The 19644-nt window shown below is 65.6% G+C and carries 23 protein-coding genes; 13 read left to right on the forward strand and 10 right to left on the reverse strand.

Annotated elements, in window-relative coordinates:
• Nucleotides 1–27: 27 nt before the first annotated feature.
• Nucleotides 28–3645, reverse strand: coding sequence for a pilus assembly protein (locus tag AC3WR5_RS28840; protein ID WP_492488971.1), 3618 nt, complete (start codon nt 3643–3645; stop codon nt 28–30).
• Between the two features lie 40 nt (nt 3646–3685).
• On the opposite strand from AC3WR5_RS28840, the gene AC3WR5_RS28845 reads away from it, so the two are divergent.
• The gene (locus tag AC3WR5_RS28845) at nt 3686–3883 is read left to right on the forward strand and encodes a hypothetical protein (RefSeq protein ID WP_492488972.1); all 198 of its coding nucleotides are present in this window, start codon (nt 3686–3688) and stop codon (nt 3881–3883) included.
• A gap of 75 nt (nt 3884–3958) precedes the next feature.
• On the opposite strand, the gene AC3WR5_RS28850 is transcribed toward AC3WR5_RS28845, so the two are convergent.
• From AC3WR5_RS28850 to AC3WR5_RS28870, 5 genes are all read right to left on the reverse strand, one after another.
• On the reverse strand, nt 3959–4516 hold the full coding sequence (locus AC3WR5_RS28850) for a pilus assembly PilX family protein (RefSeq protein ID WP_492488974.1): 558 nt from the start codon (nt 4514–4516) through the stop codon (nt 3959–3961).
• Entirely contained in the window at nt 4513–5400 is an 888-nt protein-coding gene (locus tag AC3WR5_RS28855) for a PilW family protein (RefSeq protein WP_492488976.1), read from the reverse strand. Before AC3WR5_RS28855 ends, AC3WR5_RS28850 begins: the two co-directional genes overlap by 4 nt.
• The gene (gene pilV, locus AC3WR5_RS28860) at nt 5397–5909 is read right to left on the reverse strand and encodes a type IV pilus modification protein PilV (protein WP_492488978.1); all 513 of its coding nucleotides are present in this window, start codon (nt 5907–5909) and stop codon (nt 5397–5399) included. The genes AC3WR5_RS28855 and pilV overlap by 4 nt, the downstream gene beginning before the upstream one ends.
• A 44-nt stretch (nt 5910–5953) precedes the next feature.
• On the reverse strand, nt 5954–6520 hold the full coding sequence (locus AC3WR5_RS28865; protein ID WP_492488980.1) for a GspH/FimT family pseudopilin: 567 nt from the start codon (nt 6518–6520) through the stop codon (nt 5954–5956).
• Nucleotides 6521–6634: 114 nt separating this feature from the next.
• Nucleotides 6635–7216 (reverse strand): GspH/FimT family pseudopilin, encoded by a 582-nt coding sequence (locus tag AC3WR5_RS28870; protein WP_492488981.1) that lies wholly within the window; start codon nt 7214–7216, stop codon nt 6635–6637.
• 200 nt (nt 7217–7416) lie between these two features.
• Here AC3WR5_RS28870 and ribD point away from each other — a divergent pair, with 200 nt between their 5' ends.
• The 10 genes from ribD (at nt 7417) to tolA (ending at nt 15963) form a co-directional block, all read left to right on the forward strand.
• The gene (ribD, locus tag AC3WR5_RS28875) at nt 7417–8538 is read left to right on the forward strand and encodes a bifunctional diaminohydroxyphosphoribosylaminopyrimidine deaminase/5-amino-6-(5-phosphoribosylamino)uracil reductase RibD (protein ID WP_492488983.1); all 1122 of its coding nucleotides are present in this window, start codon (nt 7417–7419) and stop codon (nt 8536–8538) included.
• Nucleotides 8539–8625: 87 nt separating this feature from the next.
• Nucleotides 8626–9723, forward strand: a complete 1098-nt coding sequence (gene ribBA, locus AC3WR5_RS28880) for a bifunctional 3,4-dihydroxy-2-butanone-4-phosphate synthase/GTP cyclohydrolase II (RefSeq protein WP_231011805.1) — start codon at nt 8626–8628, stop codon at nt 9721–9723.
• Nucleotides 9724–9789: 66 nt separating this feature from the next.
• Complete coding sequence (gene ribH / locus AC3WR5_RS28885; protein ID WP_141291016.1) at nt 9790–10254, forward strand: 6,7-dimethyl-8-ribityllumazine synthase; 465 nt, start codon at nt 9790–9792, stop codon at nt 10252–10254.
• Entirely contained in the window at nt 10251–10745 is a 495-nt protein-coding gene (nusB, locus tag AC3WR5_RS28890) for a transcription antitermination factor NusB (protein WP_231011806.1), read from the forward strand. Before ribH ends, nusB begins: the two co-directional genes overlap by 4 nt.
• Nucleotides 10746–10811: 66 nt before the next feature.
• Nucleotides 10812–11996, forward strand: a complete 1185-nt coding sequence (locus tag AC3WR5_RS28895; protein ID WP_492488986.1) for a pyridoxal phosphate-dependent aminotransferase — start codon at nt 10812–10814, stop codon at nt 11994–11996.
• 70 nt (nt 11997–12066) lie between these two features.
• Complete coding sequence (locus AC3WR5_RS28900; RefSeq protein ID WP_492488988.1) at nt 12067–13368, forward strand: serine/threonine-protein kinase; 1302 nt, start codon at nt 12067–12069, stop codon at nt 13366–13368.
• A gap of 80 nt (nt 13369–13448) precedes the next feature.
• The gene (gene ybgC, locus AC3WR5_RS28905; protein WP_141290448.1) at nt 13449–13880 is read left to right on the forward strand and encodes a tol-pal system-associated acyl-CoA thioesterase; all 432 of its coding nucleotides are present in this window, start codon (nt 13449–13451) and stop codon (nt 13878–13880) included.
• On the forward strand, nt 13877–14563 hold the full coding sequence (tolQ, locus tag AC3WR5_RS28910; protein WP_141290446.1) for a protein TolQ: 687 nt from the start codon (nt 13877–13879) through the stop codon (nt 14561–14563). Before ybgC ends, tolQ begins: the two co-directional genes overlap by 4 nt.
• Nucleotides 14564–14579: 16 nt before the next feature.
• On the forward strand, nt 14580–15008 hold the full coding sequence (locus AC3WR5_RS28915; RefSeq protein WP_492488989.1) for an ExbD/TolR family protein: 429 nt from the start codon (nt 14580–14582) through the stop codon (nt 15006–15008).
• Between the two features lie 4 nt (nt 15009–15012).
• Nucleotides 15013–15963: a cell envelope integrity protein TolA gene (gene tolA, locus AC3WR5_RS28920; protein WP_492488990.1), complete on the forward strand. Its 951-nt coding sequence runs from the start codon at nt 15013–15015 to the stop codon at nt 15961–15963.
• Between the two features lie 23 nt (nt 15964–15986).
• On the opposite strand, the gene AC3WR5_RS28925 is transcribed toward tolA, so the two are convergent.
• Genes AC3WR5_RS28925 through AC3WR5_RS28940 form a run of 4 tightly spaced genes read right to left on the reverse strand, consistent with a single transcriptional unit; the run spans nt 15987 to nt 18532 of the window.
• The gene (locus tag AC3WR5_RS28925; RefSeq protein WP_492488992.1) at nt 15987–16502 is read right to left on the reverse strand and encodes a DoxX family protein; all 516 of its coding nucleotides are present in this window, start codon (nt 16500–16502) and stop codon (nt 15987–15989) included.
• Nucleotides 16499–17338, reverse strand: a complete 840-nt coding sequence (locus AC3WR5_RS28930) for an HvfC/BufC family peptide modification chaperone (RefSeq protein ID WP_492488994.1) — start codon at nt 17336–17338, stop codon at nt 16499–16501. Before AC3WR5_RS28930 ends, AC3WR5_RS28925 begins: the two co-directional genes overlap by 4 nt.
• Nucleotides 17335–18213, reverse strand: coding sequence for an MbnB/TglH/ChrH family RiPP precursor modification enzyme (locus AC3WR5_RS28935; RefSeq protein WP_492488995.1), 879 nt, complete (start codon nt 18211–18213; stop codon nt 17335–17337). The genes AC3WR5_RS28930 and AC3WR5_RS28935 overlap by 4 nt, the downstream gene beginning before the upstream one ends.
• A 37-nt stretch (nt 18214–18250) precedes the next feature.
• Nucleotides 18251–18532 carry a BufA1 family periplasmic bufferin-type metallophore gene (locus AC3WR5_RS28940; protein WP_141286287.1) on the reverse strand — a complete coding sequence of 94 codons (282 nt, stop codon included), beginning with the start codon at nt 18530–18532 and terminating at the stop codon, nt 18251–18253.
• A gap of 204 nt (nt 18533–18736) precedes the next feature.
• Here AC3WR5_RS28940 and AC3WR5_RS28945 point away from each other — a divergent pair, with 204 nt between their 5' ends.
• Together AC3WR5_RS28945 and AC3WR5_RS28950 are read left to right on the forward strand one after the other, a co-directional pair.
• Complete coding sequence (locus tag AC3WR5_RS28945) at nt 18737–19297, forward strand: sigma-70 family RNA polymerase sigma factor (RefSeq protein WP_141286289.1); 561 nt, start codon at nt 18737–18739, stop codon at nt 19295–19297.
• Nucleotides 19298–19303: 6 nt separating this feature from the next.
• On the forward strand, nt 19304–19528 hold the full coding sequence (locus AC3WR5_RS28950; protein ID WP_141286291.1) for an anti-sigma factor family protein: 225 nt from the start codon (nt 19304–19306) through the stop codon (nt 19526–19528).
• Nucleotides 19529–19644: the final 116 nt, after the last annotated feature.

Consider the following 19644-nt stretch of genomic DNA (forward strand, 5'->3'; position numbering starts at 1 on the left):
CTGCTCATTTGCAAACGTTGCTCGAACTCACGGGCTGGGTGCCGCAGGCTGAGGCGGGTTCATGATCTGACGCCACACACGGTCGGTGATCACCGATGTGCAGGTGTCGGTCTCAGACTTCTTATGAGTCACGCCGTCCGGGCACAAGCAACGTGCATCGCCTTGAGGATCATCCCAGGTACAGTGCGGACCCGGTACGCAGAGTTGCTGTGCTTGGTTGGTGGTGTTGACGATGACCACCAAGCAGCTGTCAGGGGGACACTGCGAATTGAGGTCGGGCAGGCAACGACTGGTCGAATACTCGTTCACCAGACCGGTCTGGTTCGTGAGCAATTTGTCCACGCCGTCCGCTAACGTCTGGTAGCCCCCAACGACCTCGTCGGAGCTGTCAACCTTCCCATCACCATTAGTATCGAAAGCCTGCGTCGTGATGGCAGCCCCGGTCACCCCATCCACCACGAAGTTGTAACCTGAACCCACCGTGGCTTCACAGGCTGCCGCCTGCACTGCCGGAACAATGGTGCTGAAATAGACGTAGTTCAGGATGGTTTGAGCCGGGTAGACCGTGCGCTGTCCCGCCTGAAGGTGAAGGTCGATGAACCAGCCCTTCTTCGTGGTCCAGTCCACCGGGTTACTGGAAATGGTGTAATAAGAAGTACCCGCATTGGCATCCGTCCCGGCCACTGGCGTGCTGTTAACCGTCTGCTCGATCAGCACACTGCGATAAGGGGCTGTCCCCCCGCTGGTCGAAGCCGCATAAAACGGGGATGCCACGGCGGCAGCCGACCCGTTGATCGCGGTGTCATCCCACACGCCGTAATAAGTCTGGACATCCGTGACCGCAGAATCGCTCGCGTCAATCAGGCGACCAGTACCAAAGGTCACTATGTAACCCTTGGAAACGTGCGGCACCACTGCGGGAGCCGCCACGATGGGTTGAGCCTTGCCGGCCGCATCGGTGGCCTTGAACAGCGGCGTGCCAATGAACGAAACCACCCAGCTGCTGGGGTCACTGTTGCCAAAGTCAAACCGCCAAAGATTGCCCTGCAGGTCACCCGCGTAGGCAGCGTAGACCTCCATGGTGCTGCTGTTGCGCAGCAGCCGGATGCCGCCAAGCCCGTTGGCGCCGCTGGTCGGCACGACAATCTTCTTCACCACCGAGCCGGTTTGCAGATCCACGATCAACAAGGCAGCGTTGCCATTGGTGCTGTAGGGACCGTTGCCAATGAACGCATACCATCCCGCACCATGGATCTTGCCGGTGCGCATGTCATTCATCACGAAGCCCAGGTCGGCGTCATTGTTCAATTCCCATTGAACAGAATTGGCCGTGAGGGTCGTGGGGTCTGAGGTCGGGACATGCAGTGCAAAGACGCTCTTGCCTCCCGCGCCCATGCTGCCGACGAGCATGTTGGCCCACGCGGCCCCCGAGGAACCTTTGGTGGTGATGTAAGCATCCGCCTCGGCCGTGGGGCCGTCGACAAAAAAGCGATGGAAGTTGTTGGTGGTGCCGTAGGTCTTGGACGCAATCAGGTTGAGGCTGGGGAAGCCTGCTCGGGGGAGGTAGCCGAAGGTTTCCACGCCGTCCGAGCCACGGAAAATGTGGAACACGCCGGCATTGCCGCCCACCGCGAGAGCACCCTCGGTCCGCGCTTTCTTGGCAGCCAGGAAGCTGGCATAGCTGCCGGCTTCGGTCGTATCGGTGAGGCTGCCGTAGCTGGAGTCCAGCAAGTCACGCACATACACCGGCGGCGAGTTGATGAAGTCACCAAGGAACTGCCCGCCACGCGGGCGATAGGTGAGCGAATTGCCTTCGTTGGTGGTGTCGCCACGAATGTAGTCCACCAGGGTCGCCGACCCGATGGTGGTCAGGTCCGCCGCCGGAATTGTGGTGCTCTTGAACTCCACACCTGCCGTCCCACTCCAGCTGTAAAGCTTGCGCGACGCGGCGGCCGGCAGCTTCGTCGACGCCTGCCACTTGGCCTTGGTGCCGACCACATTGCCGCTGGTATCAAGCTGATAGGCGTAGACGTCGCCGTACCAGGCGCCAGACTTGTACTGCGGTACGAACTTCAGGTTCGTCGTGGTGAGCGTCGAAGCCACCGTTGCGACACCGGCCTCGCGAGAGTCGACGCCTGTCGCCTTGCTGAACACATTGGTAATGGCTGAAGACAGCTCTGCGCCGTTCTTGACCGAATAGAAGTCACCGCCGGTATTCACCGCGGCATGCCACATGTCGTCAATCTTGCGAATGTCACTGTCGTTCTTCGGCCAGACCGTCGTGCCATTGGGATCTGACAAAGCGGCGAGCGTCGCAGCCTTGGCAGTAGGCGTGGATGAATCGAGCGTGCCCTTCACGCCAATGCCGATCATGAACTGGGTCAAATGCTGCCAGAACGCAATGTCGGTGTCGGTAGGTGTCACCTTGTTGACCACAGTGCCATCCAAGTCCTGGATGTACCACTTCATGGCTGCATCGGTCAGCGTATCCGAAGCGATGTTGGCGGTATCAGTCGCACTTTTCCCGTCAACATAGGGCCGCTGCGCGACGTAATGAGTCGGACTAAAATTGCCTGGATTCACGGTACCTGTGGCGCCGTCGTAAGGGTAATCGAACGTACCTTTCGACGTCCCATCAGCCATGTTTCCTACGTTGCCGTCCACATTGGTCAGGTCGCCAGCCGCTTTGTAGGTGTCGTTGTAGTAGCCATCAGTGGTCAACAAATTAATGGATCGACGGCAGCTCAGTTTCCCTGACGCCGTATCACCAATTGTATTCAACCAGGGACTATTTGCATCCGTCCTGCCCTTGAAATACTTACCAACATGGTCCACCGCAAGCCGCAGCGGCGTACTATTGCCCGACTTGAAGGCTTGGACAGCCGTCAGCACGGTATTGAGCTGCGTGGAATCAAGATTTCGAACTGCCAGCTGCACAACGTTGTAGTTGATCCCATCGACCTGAGACGACCCTTTATTGATCCGCCCGAAGCCTACACGCAACTTGTTTTGGAATCCAAACAATGCCTCGGTCAAAGCGCCCTTTGCAAGGGTCTCTCGCATGCGGGCATAAGTAAACCAATTGGCGAAGTTAATTCGCTCCTCAGTCTGCGTACAAGTCGTTGCAGCAGCGCAATCGGTTCTGGCTGCCGCCTTTGCGGTTTTCGAGGGACTGTAATGAGCCGCGTCATTGACGTTGTACTCCTCGAAATTAGCGGTTGAAGAGGGCGACTTACCACTCTTCAATCGATAAAACAGGCCTGGATAGAAATCCTTTTTTGACTTGGTGCAGGTCGTGTTGTATGCGGTGCACCAAGTGACATTCGCTTGACTTTGAGTGGTCGTGAGGTCAAACGTCCCTGTGCCGGTTGGATCCCACAAGGCAGCACTAGGCGTTGCGTTGTCCATGTAGACGCCAGTACCGTCAGACAATGCCTGCGGCTTGAGCCATGGGCGATACCGCACTTCCGGGTTGTACCAGATGGTATTCACATCCGGCGAGCGGAACTGCATCTGGTACAGATCTACGGCAAATCCGGCCCTTTGATAGAGCGCAGGAATGTATCCGTCCAACTGACCGAGCCCGCTCTTGCGCGGGTCCCCGATGAAAGCACCCAGATGGTCACCAACTTTGGTGCTGTCCAACTGAACGGTCGTGCCTTGAACATTCACGGGACCGACTGGCATGAAGTCCGACACCATGGAACCGGAATCGTCCAACGTGATCATCACGTTGGGCGGCGGACTGTCGCCCACTCGACTGGTCAAGGGTGTTTGGGAAGGCTCGGCCGCGCCAGCGTCCAAGCAAATTGAGCCAATGCACAACAACGCAGCAGGGACGATGGCCCAGGGCGACAGCCGCATGCGCGGCCTGGAAACATGAGTATTCATTTGGGCACTCCTGAACCGTGCCTGAGGCACAGTTCCGCGTGAAATGAGGTCAGCAAATAAGCGAGGGTCAGGACCGCCCGATGGTGGATTGGACCCAAACAACCGAACCTGCGGTGGCCTTGCCCGCGTCGTCCTGCTGATAGTCAGGGCTGAAGCCGCGGGCTGTGATGATGAAGGCGGGTGTAACGCCATCCTCCAGCGTTGTCTTTTCCACCATGCATTCGGGCATGTGATCGGGCACAAAGGAACTGCCGTCTGACTTCATGATGTCACCGGTCAACTGAAACCGTTTCGGGCTGCTGCCGAACCAGTTGGCGAAATTGTTCCAATTCGTCGGACCCGGGGTGTGAAGATTCCCATCGTCGTCCGCAGGCGCATCCAAAATCGTCACAGGACCAACTTTGGAAGGGTCGCTATTGCGCTCGCAATAGCGCAAGGCGATCTGGGCAGCCTGCATCGCCGAAGTCTGAGATCTGGCGTTGTTGGCCACCAAGTCCGCGTTCAACGCACCACGCATGACAGACACGGACATCAGGCCAATGATGACCAGCATCACCATCGCCACGATCAGCACGACGCCGCCTTGCGCCCGTCGATTTCCAAATTTCCGATCGACCAGATTCATGGGGGCACTCCCATGCGGTTATGCAAAACAATTGTGGAAACGAAGGCCCGGTACAGGTGCTTGTCCGGGGCAGCAACGGGAGCAGCAAATGCGTCGCATCCTTGGTACGTGTCCGGCGCCTCCGCCACGACGTCCTCGCTGCGCACGACAAGGCAGATCCTGACGGACAGCACACGCGACCAAGGCCCCAAGGCCGTCACACCGTCAGCGTCCTTGTAAGTCACCACACGCGTCGTGTCCGGCGCCGCAGCACCCCCGACACCGTAGGTGATCTGCATGTCGTAGATGTTTTCAACCAAGGGCTGCCCAGCGGTGCTGCCCGAGCCCAGGCAATACAGTTCGTTGTCTTTGACGTAGAAACGGCTGTACGACAGCGTATACGGATAGGCACCGGTCACGGGTGTCTTGAGCGCCGCCCCCAGGCAGTCGGTGGGATAAGTCGTGCCCCCGGAAACAGTGGTGACGCTGTTCTCCTTGTTCGCCTCGAACGCCACGGCCACGGCAGGAGGCGCATCCGCCGCGCTGGTGTCACAAGCAAGGTCGGCCATCGCAGCCGTCAGATCCGAGAATCCGTGCTGGCACCCGAACAACCATTTGTCGGGCGCCGTGCCCGCCGCCCTGGCCAAACCTGTGCCAGATGACGCAGGTGCGACCGGCCGGCTGTAGCCACCCTCGGCCAGATAACCGCGCAGGATGTTGATCGCCACCGTGGCGTCTTCGGTCATCTGCGCCACTGCGCGGCTGCTGCGCGTGCTGCTGGCGGAAGCCAAATAGGCCGCATACACTGCCCCCATCACCACGAGGCCGATGACCATTGAAATCATCAGCTCAACCAGCGTGAAACCACGCTGACCCAGCCTCACGCTAAGAACTTGCCTGCTCATAGCCCCACCCTGAAGAACATGCATCGAGGATTGTTTTCTTCCGAAAACTCAGGCGGACATGCACTCGATTTATCGTCGCCGTCCGTCTTGGCGTTCAGGTCACCTCGACTCAGGGCATCAGGATCTCGCCAAATCACCCACATGTCGAACACATGGTTCACGGCATCGGTCTGGGTCACATAGCCGGTGCCGTTGGGCAGGCTCTGATAAAGGACCCGGCTCCATGCTGCAATGTCGCGTGCCGCAATCTCCTCCTTGGTGCAACTGTCCGGGATGACGCAATCGCCAAGGCTATCTGGCGCCGCGGTTGCCAACACAGCACTGCTCAGCGCATAGCTGCTCGCTGCGGCGGGATTGGCACGCATGCGGTCGGCCATGTCAGCCGCCAACAGCGTTGCAACCGAGCGAAATTCGGAGGTCTTGCCAAAGCGTGACGAAGTCCCCAGCAGGCCGGCCAGCGCAAGAATGCCCAGTGAAGCGATGAAGATGGCCACCAGCACTTCGATCATGGACGAGCCACGCACTTGAGTGCGCCTCGTCATGGCTCCGGGGTTCAGCATCCGTCCTCCGGCTTGACCACTTTCACACGTCCGGCGAGGTTCAGGCACACGACACGCTTGGCAGCGTCCGTCGTGCCCGATTTGGGATCAAGTGCCCATTGCCGATGCGTTCCGTCTTTCAACAGGCCGTTGGCCGCGAACGTCACAAATGCGTTGTCATCGGCTTCGCTGATGGACCCCACCGACCGCCCCCCGGAGAACACGTGCACCAGTTGCTCGCCCGTTCCCAAGTCGCCATTGGCGTCTTGATCGGTGAAGACCAGCCAGCCGCTGGTCCATGGGACAGTCGCACAGGCGGCGCTGGCGGCGTTGGGGTCGCTGGTGGCACAGACGGAGACAGGCATGCCACGCTTGAGTGCCTCGGAGCGGGCTTGCCGCAGAGCCGCGGCAAGGTCGTCAGCCGAAGAAGACACTGCCCGGGTCGCCAGCGTGTCTTGCATGGCCGGTACAGCGATCATGGCCAAGATGGCCGCGACCGCGACAGTGACCAGCAATTCAACCAGCGTCACGCCACGCACATGGCGGCCAATGCGGGTTGCAGATGTAATGCACGATGACATGGCGGCATAATGCCCCGCACCTCCCAAGGCTCGCTGCGAGCCCAGGATCAGCGGCCCCGCAAGCCCGACAGGCGGCGGCTTCCGGCTACGCAACGCGGCGACACATGCGATGTCTCAGCAACTGGCAGCCTCCACCACCCGAATACGCCCTGGCTTGCTGATGCATGCCATCCGGCTGTCGCGAGGGTTGGCGTCGCTTGCATCAGCCCCCTTGGGACGAAACTGGAAGTGCGAAGCGGCGCTGGCCGAGATGCCGGTCGGCTGGAAGCTCAGATACCTCAGCGTACTTGCCACGCTGCCCGCCTTTGCACTGGCCTGATGAACGGCCACCAACTGGTCGTCGTCCTCATCCATGTCCCCGCGGTCACCACGGTCGACGAACACAACCCAACCCGCGCTCCAATCCTTGCCACTGGCCATGCAATGCGGGTGATCGGTGGTGGAGGACGCGCGGTCCAGCCCGCACACAGTGACCACTTCGCCGCGATGCATCGCCTCGCTGCGAGCCCGCAGCACCGCCCCCTGAAACTCGTTCAACTCCGCCTGCACCGCCTGCCTTGCCATCACGCTGCTCATGCTCGGCACCCCAATCGCCGCCAGCACGCCGGCCACAGAGGTGGCGACCACACATTCGACCAATGTGAAGCCGCGTTGGGGCTTGGCTTGGCGAGCGGCCTGAACTTGGCGCTTGAACATGGGATCCTCCTCGGGGTTTTTGGTTTGCTGTGCCGGCTTGGGGCGGCATGGAACGCATTTTTCAGATCCCCGCACATGCCGTCATTCCCCCTCAGGGAGGCCTGCGCGCACTGCTGCCGCCCCCACCTTTGGGGGGAAAATCCGCCGGTGCCTCTCCCCCTTTCCGTGCGGAAATGCGCGTTTCTTCCTGGTTTACCCTTATGAATTCCCCTCTCACCCCGACCGCCGCCATGGCCCGCGCCTTGGTCCTCGCGGCGCAGGCCATTGGGCTCACGGAGCCCAACCCGCGGGTCGGTTGCGTCATCACTTCTGTGGACGGAGTGCCACTGGGCGAGGGGCATACACAGCAAGCCGGACAAGCGCATGCGGAGGTGATGGCATTGCGGGACGCCGCCACCCGTGGCCTGTCGGTCCAGGACGGCACGGCCTACGTGACGCTGGAGCCGTGTTCACACCATGGGCGCACGCCACCGTGCTGTGATGCGCTGATTGCCGCCGGCATTGCCCGGGTGACCGTGGCGGCGAGTGATCCGAATCCGCTGGTCGCGGGCCAGGGGCTGGCGCGGCTGCGTGCCGCAGGCATCCAGGTGGAGACGGCCGGGCCGGACGCGCAAGCCGAGAGCGAAGCGCTGAACATCGGCTTCTTCCACCGCATGCGCCATGGCCGGCCCTGGGTGCGGATGAAGATCGCCGCTTCGCTGGACGGTCGCACCGCGCTAGAAAATGGCCAGAGCCAGTGGATCACGGGCGAGGCCGCGCGGCGCGACGGGCATGCCTGGCGTCGCCGCGCCGGTGCGCTGCTGAGCGGCATCGGCACGGTGCTGGCCGACGATCCGCGGCTGGACGTGCGGCTGGTGGACACACCACGCCAACCGCTGCGCGCAATCGTGGACGCCCGCTTGGACACGCCCTTGAGCGCCAGGCTGTTCGAGGCGGATGGCCCGCTGCTGTTCTACGCAGCTGAACCTGCGACCGAACGCGTCGCAGCGCTGCAGGCCCGTGGCGCAGAAGTGGTGTGCTGCCCGGGCGAGTCAGGCAGGGTCGACCTGGCCGCCGTGCTGGCTGACCTGGGCCGGCGGCAGGTCAACGAACTGCACGTCGAAGCCGGCCCACGGCTGAATGCTGGCTGGCTGCAGGCAGGGCTGGTGGACGAGTGCCTGGTCTACCTCGCGCCCATGCTGCTGGGCGCCGGCCGCGGGATGGCGGCACTCGGCCCGCTGCAAAGCCTGGACGGTGCCTGGCGCTACCGCTTCCATGCGCAGGCGGCTGTGGGCGACGACCTGCGCTTGCTGATGCGGCGCGCAGGCGAGCCGGCAGCGTGACATTTGCCGTGGCCGCGGCGAGCCAGCCGCAGCATCGCACCGGCCCGATCAAAGCATCGCAGAGGGCCCGGCACCTACAATAGCGGGATGCCGATTTCACCCGTTCCCGAGCTGGTTGCCGAACTGGCAGCTGGCCGCATGGTCATCCTGGTCGACGAAGAAGACCGCGAAAACGAGGGCGATCTGGTCATCGCCGCCGAACACGTCACACCAGAAGCGATCAACTTCATGGCCAAGTTCGGCCGTGGCCTGATCTGCCTGACGCTGACCCGCGAGCGCTGCGAGCGCCTGCAGCTTCCCCCCATGGCCGCGCGCAATGGCACGGCGCATGGCACTGCCTTCACCGTGTCCATCGAAGCCGCCGAAGGCGTGAGCACCGGCATTTCCGCGGCCGACCGTGCGCGCACCGTGCAAGCCGCGGTGGCGCGAGACGCGTTGCCGCGCGACCTGGTTCAGCCCGGCCACATCTTCCCGCTGCAGGCGCAGGACGGCGGCGTGCTGATGCGCGCCGGCCATACCGAAGCCGGCTGCGACCTGGCCGCGATGGCCGGGCTCATGCCCGCTTCGGTGATCTGCGAGATCATGAACGACGACGGCAGCATGGCCCGCCTGCCGGACCTGGAAGTTTTCGCTGCCGAGCATGGCCTGAAGATCGGCACCATTGCCGACCTGATCACCTACCGCAGCCGCAACGAATCGCTGGTCACCCGCCTGGGCCAGCGCACGCTCGAAACTGCGCAAGGCAGCTTCGAGGCCCACGTCTTCCGTGACCGCTCTGGCGGTGTGCACCTGGCGCTGGCCAGCGGCCACTGGCTGCCGAGCGACGAAGTGCTGGTGCGCGTGCACGAGCCGCTGTCGCTGCTGGACGTACTGGACACCGGCAGCGAACACGGCCATTCGTGGCCGCTGCCCAAGGCCCTGGCCGCGCTGAAGGCCAGCCCGGCCGGCCTGGCCGTCCTGCTGAACTGCGGCCGCGAGGCCAGCGAAGCGCTGATCGGCAAGCTGCTGCCGCCAGCAGGCGGCGAGCCGCACGCCAGGCCGCCGGTGGACCTGCGCACCTACGGCGTGGGCGCGCAAATCCTGCGCGAGCTGGGCGTGACCCGCATGAAGCTGCTGGGCAGCCCGCGCCGCATGCCCAGCATGGTCGGCTTCGGGCTGGAAGTCACCGGCTTCGTGGGCGCATGAGCGGGTCTGCCCGCTCGTCTGCGCCTCTGTTCTTTTCACTTTCTCTCCTGCCAAGGACTTCCCACCATGCAAGGTGCTGACAAGGGCCAGAGCGGCTCGCTGAACGGCGACGACCTGTCGATCGGCATCGTCCGGGCGCGTTTCAACGACGCACTGACCACCAAGCTGGCCGAGGCCTGCCTGGCCGAACTGGCGGCCTGCGGCGTGAAGGACAAGAACGTCCTGCAGGTCACGGTGCCTGGCGCGCTGGAAGTGCCCATCGCCCTCAAGGCCATGGCCGAGAGCGAGGACTACGACGCGCTGATCGCGCTGGGCTGCATCATCCGCGGCGAGACCTACCACTTCGAACTGGTCTCGAACGAAAGCGGCGCCGGCGTGAGCCGGGTTTCGCTGGACCATGAAATCCCGATCGCCAATGCGATCCTCACCGTCGAGAACGAAGCCCAGGCCTGGGCCCGCGCCGAAGAAAAGGGCCGCGACGCGGCCCGCGTCGCGATCGAGATGGCCAACCTGATGGACGACCTGCTGTGAACGCGCCCTCTACTCCGTCCGCCCCGGCCAAGAAGCGCAGCAGCGGTTCAAAGTCGCCGCGCCGGCTGGCCCGCGAAGTCGCGCTGCAAGGCCTGTACGAATGGCTGATCTCCGGCGCCGAGGCCGGCGTGATCGACGCCCACATGCGCGAGCAGGAAGGCTTCAACAAGGCCGACCATGCGCATTTCGACGCGCTGCTGCACGGCTGCATTGCCGAGGCCGCCGACCTGGACCAGGTGCTCAGCGCCAGCGTGGACCGGGCGACCAACGAGCTTTCACCGGTCGAGCACGCGGTGCTGCTGATCGGCGCCTACGAGCTGAAGCACTGCCTGGACATCCCGTACCGGGTGGCGATCAACGAAGCGGTGGAACTGGCCAAGAGCTTCGGCGGCACCGATGGCCACAAGTACGTCAACGGCGTGCTGGACAAGACCGCCGCGGCGCTGCGGCCAGCCGAAGTGCAAAAGGCCCGCGCCGCCCGCGGCGGCTGAGCTCACGGCCCGCGCCTGCCGGCGCATGGCCAACCGTTCCCCTGCCCCGCTTCTGCCGTCGGCCCCATGAAACTCGCCAGCCGCCTGGACCACATCGAACCGTTCTACGTGATGGAGTGCGCCAAGGCCGCGGCGCGCATCGCAGCAACGCCGGAGTGCGACCCGGCGCGCGGCGGCACGCCGATGATCTACCTGAACATCGGCGAACCGGACTTCAGCGCACCGCCGCTGGTGCAGGCCGCGGCCGATGCGGCGATCCGCGCCGGCCGCACCCAGTACACCGATGCCAATGGCCTGCCGGCGCTGCGCCGGGCGCTGTCGCACTGGTACCGCGACCGCTTCGGCCTGGACGTGCCGGCCAGCCGCATCGTCATCACCGCTGGTGCGTCGGCCGCGCTGCAGCTCGCCTGCCTGGCCTTGTTCGAGGCAGGCGACGAGGTGCTGATGCCGGATCCGTCCTATCCCTGCAACCGGCACTTCGTGGCCGCAGCGGGCGCCAAGGCAGTGGCGCTGCCGGCCGGCCCCGAGCAGCGTTTCCAGCTGGACGCAGACACCGTGGCCGCCCGCTGGACGCCCAACACCCGCGCAGTGCTGCTGGCCTCGCCGTCCAACCCCACCGGCACCTCGATCGCGCCGGGCGAACTGGGCCGCATCGTCACCGAGGCCCGCGCCCGCGGCGGGCTGACGCTGGTCGACGAGATCTACCTCGGCCTGTCGTACGACGACCGCTATGCCCACAGCGCGCTGGCGCTGGGCGAGGACGTGATCTCGATCAACAGCTTCTCGAAGTACTTCAACATGACCGGCTGGCGCCTGGGCTGGCTGGTGGTGCCGCCCACCCTGGTTGCGCCGATCGAGAAACTGCAGCAGAACCTCTACATCTGCGCCTCCAGCATTGCCCAGCATGCCGCGCTGGCCTGCTTCGAAGCCGAGTCGCTGGCTGTCTACGAGCAGCGCCGCCAGGCCTTCCGCGAACGGCGCGACTTCATCGTCGGCGCGCTCAATGAAATCGGCCTGACCGTGCCGGTGATGCCGGACGGCGCGTTCTACGCCTGGGCCGACTGCAGCCGCTTCTCGAACAGCAGCTGGGACTTCTGCATGGACCTGATGCAGCAGGCCCATGTGGCCCTCACGCCGGGGCGAGACTTCGGACCCGCGGCGGCCGAGCGTTACCTGCGTCTCTCATTTGCCAGCAGCCTGCCGCAACTCCAGGAAGCGGCAGCCCGCTTATCACGTTTTGTTTCAACCTGATCCCATTTGACTCTGCAACAGCAGACTCGGCGCCACAGTTTGCAGGGCCGGGTTGCTTATGCTGCCCGCCATGCCCTGGAATATTTTCAAGACGCGTCAAAGCAGTACCGGCAGCGCGTCGCCCGTCTTCCAAAACACGGTGGTGGAAGACCGCACCCGGAGTCAATTCGACCTGCTGCATGCGCAACAGGCGGGCCAAGCCGAGCCGGGTGACCTGCCAGCCGCGATGGGCGTCATCGGACGCTATCAGCTGCGCACCGTGCTCGGCGAAGGCGGATTGGGCACCGTCTATGGCGCCTGGGACCCGCTGCTGTCGCGGCGTGTCGCGGTCAAGACGCTGCAGCTGCGCTGGCACCAGCAACCCGGTGCGCTCGGCGCGCCGGACGAACTGATTCTCAACGAGGCCCGCGCCGCCGCGCGCCTGTCGCATCCACACATCGTCACGGTGTATGACGCCGGCAGCTCGGACCAGGGCGTCTACGTCGCAATGGAGCCGCTGCAGGGCCTGGACCTGCGGCAGATGCTGCGCCAGGGCTGGCGGCCCACGCCGATGGAGGCCGCAGGCCTGGTGCGCCGCGTGGCCGAGGCGCTGGCCTATGCCCACGGCAAGGGCGTGATCCACTGCGACATCAAGCCGGCCAACATCTTCATGGTCGACAAGCGCCAGCCCAAGGTGCTCGACTTCGGCATCGCCCGCGTCGCCCGGCGCGACGGCTCGACCTCGGTCACCCCTTCGGCCGGCTCGCCGCATTACCTCTCGCCCGAGCAGTTGCGCCACACCAAGGTCGATCGCCGCTGCGACGTGTATTCGCTGGGCGTGGTGCTGTACGAGCTGCTCACCGGCCGCCAGCCCTACACCGGCCAGAGCATGGAAGAGATCAGCCACGCGGTGCTGAACTCGACCCAGCCGCAGGCCAGGATGGTGGACCCGGCCGTGCCGGCCGGCCTCTCGGCCATCGCCGCGCGCGCCATGGCCCGCTCACCCGAGGCCCGCTACCCCTCGGCCCGCCACCTGGCAGCCGCCCTGCGCGAATGGCGCAGTTCGGACGAAGCCCAGGGCCTGTCCAACCCTGAAAGCAAGGGCGGGCGCATGCTGCCGCTGCTCAGCCTGGTGCTGGTGGCCGGGCTGGCGGCGGGTGCTGCCTGGTGGTGGTTCAACAAGGGCCCCGGCCTGCGCGGCCTGCTGGGCAGCGCGCCTGTCATCACCCAGGCCATGCCCGCGAGCGCGCCGGCCAGCGCCGCGGCCGTACCCGCCCCGGCACCCGCAGAGGCGGCCAGCGACGCGGCTTCCGCGGCCGGCATCGTGGCCGGCGTGGCTGCCTCCGAACCGGCATCGGCGAGCGCGGCAACGGTCGGCGCATCGGCGCCCTGAAGCCAGGCCTCTGCCGGAAGACGGCGCGGCAGGCCAGGCCGCTGCGGCGCAACAGTGCTCGCGTATCATCGTCGGCACCCATGAGTCAGACTGCCCTCATCCCGGCACCGCCGCTGCTGCACATGCACCCGCTGCGCGTCTACTGGGAAGACACCGACGCCGGCGGCGTCGTCTTCTACGCCAACTACCTGAAGTTCTTCGAGCGCGCGCGCACCGAATGGCTGCGCGCGGCCGGTGTTGGCCAGCACGAGCTGCGCGAGCGCACCGGCGCCATCTTCATCGTCATTGACACGCGGGTACGCTACTTGCGGCCCGCCCGGCTGGACGACGCCTTGCAGATCGCCGTGACCCGCGCCGAACTCGGCCGCGCCACGCTCACCGTGCACCAACACGCCTGGCGCGGCGACGAGCTGCTCTGCGAAGGCAACATCCAGATCGCCTGCGTGGACCACACCAGCTTTCGCCCGCAACGCATTCCCTCCGACGTGCTCAGCCGCCTCACGCCACCATGAACCAGGATCTCTCCATCGTCTCGCTCGTGCTGCATGCCAGCCTGGTCGTGCAGCTCGTCGTCGCCGGCCTGCTGCTGGTCTCGCTGGTCAGCTGGAGCCTGATCTTCGCCAAGCTGTTCGGCATGGCCCGCATCAAGAGCGGCAACGACGCCTTCGAGCAGGAATTCTGGTCCGGCAAGAACCTCAACGACCTGTACAAGAACGCCAGCGCCAAGCCGGACGGCGCACCGATAGAGCGCCTGTTCGCCAGCGGCATGCGTGAATTCATGAAGCTGCGCGAGCGCCAGCTCGACACCGGCAGCCAGCTCGACGGCGCCCGCCGCGCGATGCGCGCCACGCTGCAGCGCGAGCTGGACGCGATCGAAGGCAACCTCGGCTTCCTGGCCTCGGTCGGCTCGGTCAGCCCGTACGTCGGCCTGTTCGGCACCGTCTGGGGGATCATGAACGCGTTTGTCGGCCTGGGCAGCTTGCAGACGGTGTCGCTGTCCACCGTGGCACCAGGCATTGCCGAGGCGCTGGTGGCAACGGCCATCGGCCTGTTCGCGGCCATTCCCGCGGTCGTCGGCTACAACCGCTTCGCGCGCCAGATCGACCGCGTGGCAATCCAGCTGGAGAGCTTCATCGAGGAGTTCTCCAACATCCTGCAGCGCAACGTGGCCGGCCCTGCCGGCGCGCAGCGCTGAGCCACCGGAGCACCGCATGCCCGCAGTTGCTTCCCGTGGCGCCGGCGGCCGCCGCCGCTCGATGAACGAGATCAACATGGTCCCGTTCATCGACGTGATGCTGGTGCTGCTGATCATCTTCATGGTCAGCGCGCCCATGATCACCACCAGCGTGGTGGACCTGCCGAGCGTGGGCAAGGCCAAGCAGCGGCCCGAGGGCGTGATCGAGATCCTGGTCACCAGCGAAAGCCAGCTCAAGATCAAGATCGACAAGGGCGAGCCCAGCACCATCACGCTGGCCCAGCTTGCCGCGCAGGTGAAGGCGGCCCAGAACGGCAGCGCCAACATCCCGGTGGTCATCTCGGGCGACAAGCAGGTGCGCTACGAGACCATCGTGAAGGTCATGGACACGCTGCAGAAAAACGGCGTGCAGCGCGTGGGCCTGTCGGTCAAGCAAGGCGGTTGACGAGGTGGCGTCACCCCTGCCGCCGTCCCTGGCCTTGCCGCGCGAGTCGCTGCGGCCGCCCAGCGCCGACCAGCAAAGCGTCGGCCTGCTGGTCTCGCTGTTGGCCCATGGGCTGCTGATCGCCGGGCTGGCACTGGGCGTGCAGTGGCACACCCAGGACCCGGAGGGCGTGGAAGCCGAACTCTGGGCCGCCACGCCACAGATCGCGGCACCCGCAGCCGTCGAACCGCCACCGGAACCGGCGCAGGAAACCACCCAGCCGCCGCCCAAGGCCGCCACGCCACCGCCACCCGACACAGCCGCGCAGGACCAGCGCGACGCCGAAATCGCCATCGAGCAGGACCGCAAGCGCAAGGCCCAGAAGGAAGCCGAGCGCCTGGAGGCTGAACGCGACGCGCAGGCCCGCAAGGAAGCCGAGGACCAGCGCGCCCGCGACAAGCGCCAGCAGGCGGAGCGCAAGGACAAGGAAGACAAGGCCAAGGCCGAGCGCGAAGCCAAGGCCGAGCAGGACGAGGCCGACCGCAAGGCGGCCGAGAAGAAGACCAAGCTCGACCAGGCCAAGAAGGACAAGGCCGAGGCCGACCGGCGCGAAGCCCAGCGGCAGGACAACATCCGCCGCATGAACGCCCAGCTTGGCGGCACCGGTGCCGAGAACAGCACCGGCACGGCCGCACGCAGCGCCGGCCCCTCGGCCAACTACGCCGGCCGCATCAAGGCCTACATCAAGCCCAACATCGTGCTAACCGATCCCGTGCCCGGCAACCCGACCGCCGAGGTCGAGGTTCGCGTTGCGCCGGACGGCAGCATCATCGGCCGCAAGCTGAGCAAGTCCAGCGGCAGTGCGGCTTGGGACGAGGCCGTCATCCGCGCCATCGACCGCACCGCCAAGCTGCCGCGCGATACCGACGGCACCGTGCCGTCAGCGATGACGATCAGCTTCAAGCCATCTGAGTAGTCTGGTCCTGAAGCTGGTCCGCGTCAGTTGTTCGGCAGCAGGCGCGGCTTGAGCCACGCGTCCACTGACCACTTTCCCGGTCCCCAGAGCAACAGCGCCACCAGCAGCGTGCCCCAGAACTGGTGCTGCTGCAGCGCCGGCGCGGTGATCTCGGCCAGGCTCAGCACGGCCATGACGTTCACCACGCTCAGGCCCGCCGCGGCGAAGCGCCCCGCCAGCCCCAGCACCAGCAGCACCGGCAGGCCCAGTTCGCCACAGGTGCCCGCGTAGGCCGCCACTTCGGGCGGCAGCAGCGGCACGTGGTATTCGTCCTGGAACAGCGCCAGCGTGGTGTCCCAGTCGTGGATCTTGGTCAGCCCGGAGAGGAAAAATACCTTTGCAACGTAGACGCGCGCTGCCAGCTGGGCCAGCGGCTGCAGGGCTTGAAGACTTCTTTCGACCGCCGCCCAGGCCGGGGCCACGAATGCGGGCAATGGCGAGCGGCGCGTGTTGCCCATGGGCGCCATCGACATCACAGGAGTCTGCAGAGGCTTGATCATGATGGGGTGTGTCCAGGAATGTGGGGTTGGACCGCCTGCAACCAGCCGGCTTGCAGCGCGCGCACCAGCCAGGCGGTGAAGTCTTCCGGCGGCTGCCCGGCCAGCGCCCGGCCCAGGCTTTGGCCGGCGAGCAGTGCGGTGGTGAATGCGGCATCTGCAGCGGACAGTTCGCTGACCTGCACGCGCCAGCCGCTGCGGCAAACCAGCGCCGCCTCGCCTCGCGCTTCGGCCAGCGCCGCGCGGGCCGCGGCAAAGCGGTCGGCGTTGTCAGCCTCCGCCACGGGCTGGTGCGCCCGCCAGATGGACACGACGGGAAAGCGTGAGGCCAGCAATGCCAACCCCGGGGTGAACTGCAGGCGCAGCGCGTCCGGCGCATGGCTGGCCAGCAAGCCCAGGCCGGCAACGCCTTCGGCTGCAGGTGCTGCATCGGCGGCGCGCGAGGCCAGGTGCACGCACCAGTCCAGCCGCGCCACATCGGGCAGGTAGGCGTCTTCGGCCAGCTCCGGCAGCGAGGCCACCAGCTCGGCCAGCCCTTCGCCCCAGCCACCCAGGTCGCCATGCGCTGGCGGCTGGCTGCACCACAGGCGCCAGGCCAGCGCGGCCACGGTTTCGTCGCCCACCAGTTGGGCGAAGACGGGATGCGCATCGGCCAACGCGCGAGCCGCGTGCGCCGCTGCGTTGCCGCGGTAGGCCTGCAAGCCGGCTGCAGACTTGGCACCACGGCCTGGCAGCGCCGCCCAACCGGCGGGCAGCGCAGCCGGCGTGCGCGGTGCCAGCAGCGCAGCCAGCAAAGCGGCCTGGCGCTGGGCTTCGGCGCGAAGGGCGTTGTCGGTCATGCCAACACCTTTTGCATCTCTGCGCGGGCCCGTTCGGCCTCGCCCAGCAGCACTGGCCACGCCGGCAGGTCCGTGTCCCATTCGACCAGTGTGGGCCGCGCGCCGAGCCGGGCCAGCGCATGGCGGTAGACCTGCCAGACCGGCTCGCGCACCGTCGAGCCGTGGTCGTCAATGACCAGCGCGCCGCTGTCGTTGTAGCCGGCCAGGTGCATCTCGCCAACGATGGCCGGGTCCAGTGCGTCGATCCAGGCACACGCCGCAACAACCGGGTCCGGCCCGCCATCGTTCAGTGCGTTGACGACCAGATTGTTGACGTCCAGCAGCAGGCCACAGCCGGTCTGCCGCGCCAGTGCATTGAAGAACTCCGGCTCGGCCATCTCGTCGCTGACCGGCTCGGCGCGCAGATAGGCCGACAGGTTCTCGACCAGCATCGGCCGGCGCAGCCGTTCCTGCACCTGCGTGACGTGCCGGGCCATCAGCGCCAGTGAGGCGCGGTTGAAGGCCAGCGGCAGCAGGTCGCTGCCATGCAGCACCGCCTGGCCACCCGGCAGCGCGGCGCGGGCAAAGCAGGCATGGTCGGACACCAGCACCGGCTCGATGCGCTCGACCAGCGCCGCCAGCCGGTCCAGGTGCCACGGGTCCAGCCCCACGGCCGAGCCCAGCGCCAGGCCCACGCCATGCAGGCTGACCGCGTGGCTTTCGCGCGCCCGACACAGCGTGGCCAGTGCCGCGCCGCCAGCGGCAAAGAAGTTCTCGGAATGGACTTCGATGAAGCCCAGCTGCGGCGCGCCGCCTTCCAGCAGCTCGCGTTCGTGCGACTGGCGCCAGCCAATCCCCACGCTGGTGGAAGGCAAGGGAGACAGCGGGTGGGACATGGCGGCGCGTGGTGGGTGTCGAGAAGTCGGGCAGGTCTTACTTCTTCATCGCGGCCTTGGCCTCTTCGGCCGTCATGCCCTTCATGGACTTGCAGGTGCCCTTGGCCACGTACTTCCATTCGGCCGGGTCGGTGCCGGTCGTGGCCTGGCCGGCGCAGGAGTGGCTGCCGCTCAGGTTCGCGCAGTCATTGGCGCCGGCTTTGGTGATGCCGTAGCACTTCTCCTTGGCCTCTGCCGCGTGGGCGGTGGTGGCAGCGGCGCCCAGGCCCAGCGACAGGGCTGCGGCCAGGGCGGAAGAAACGAGTTGATGCGAGTTCATGAAAAGCTCCTTGGAGAAATGGGGCGGATGAAATGAAGCGAGATTAGGTCAAGCCGAAGGCTTGTGGTCTTGGTGCTTGACCGCGAGGCCCGGTGGACTTCACGGCTTGCAGCACGGCGACATGGCTGTGTCGGCGGCCAGGCCGCATTCCTTACACTGCGCGCTGACTTGTTTTTGCCACCGCCTTCGCAGGCGGCGTCGACCATGACCGACTTTGCCCGTGCGGTAGAGACTTTGCGGCCCCAGCTGATGCGCTACGCCCGCTCGCAGTTGCGCAACGACGCGCTGGCCGAAGACGCAGTGTCGGACACCTTGCTGGCGGCGCTGGAGAAGCCGCAGGCCTTCACCGGCCAGTCGCAGCTGAAGACCTGGCTGGTCGGCATCCTGAAGCACAAGCTGATCGACCAGTTGCGCCGCCACTCGCGTGAGCTCAACGTGCTGTCGCAGGACGACTGCGAGGATCTGGACGAACAGCTGTTCGACGCCACAGGCCACTGGCGCGAAGTGCCGGCCGACTGGAGCGACCACCCGGAAGCTTCGCTGGGCCAGCAGCAGTTCCTGAAGGTGATGGATGCCTGCGTCGAAAAACTGCCGGCAACGCAGGGCCGGGTGTTCCTGATGCGGGAATGGCTGGAACTGGAGACCGACGAAGTTTGTAAGGAATTGAGCATCAGCACGACCAACCTGTGGGTGCTGCTGCACCGTGCCCGCCTGCGGCTGCGCGACTGCCTGCAGCTCAACTGGTTCGGCCAAAAAGCCGCCTAATCTTTCATGCGTTTCAAGCTCAACTGCCGCCAGGCCAGCACGCTGCTGCTGCAATCCGAGGACCGCACGCTGCGCACCGGCGAGCGCCTGGGCCTGCGGCTGCACCTGATGATCTGCGAGGCCTGCACCCGCTTCAAGGGCCAACTGCGCGTGATGCGCAGCGCCACCGGCCGCTGGAAGCAATACCGCGACACGCTGGAAGACGACGCAGGCGGCCCGCCGCACGCCTGATGCGCGGGCCGGCATCAGCCGCGCTTTCCACCCGTTTCTCCTGGCTTTCCTGCCAGCGCGAGCACCCTACGATGGGGCCGTTTCCCCGGATGCCGTTCGGCCACCGGGGCCTTGCC

It is taken from the genome of Ideonella sp. FW305-24 (assembly GCF_058788035.1).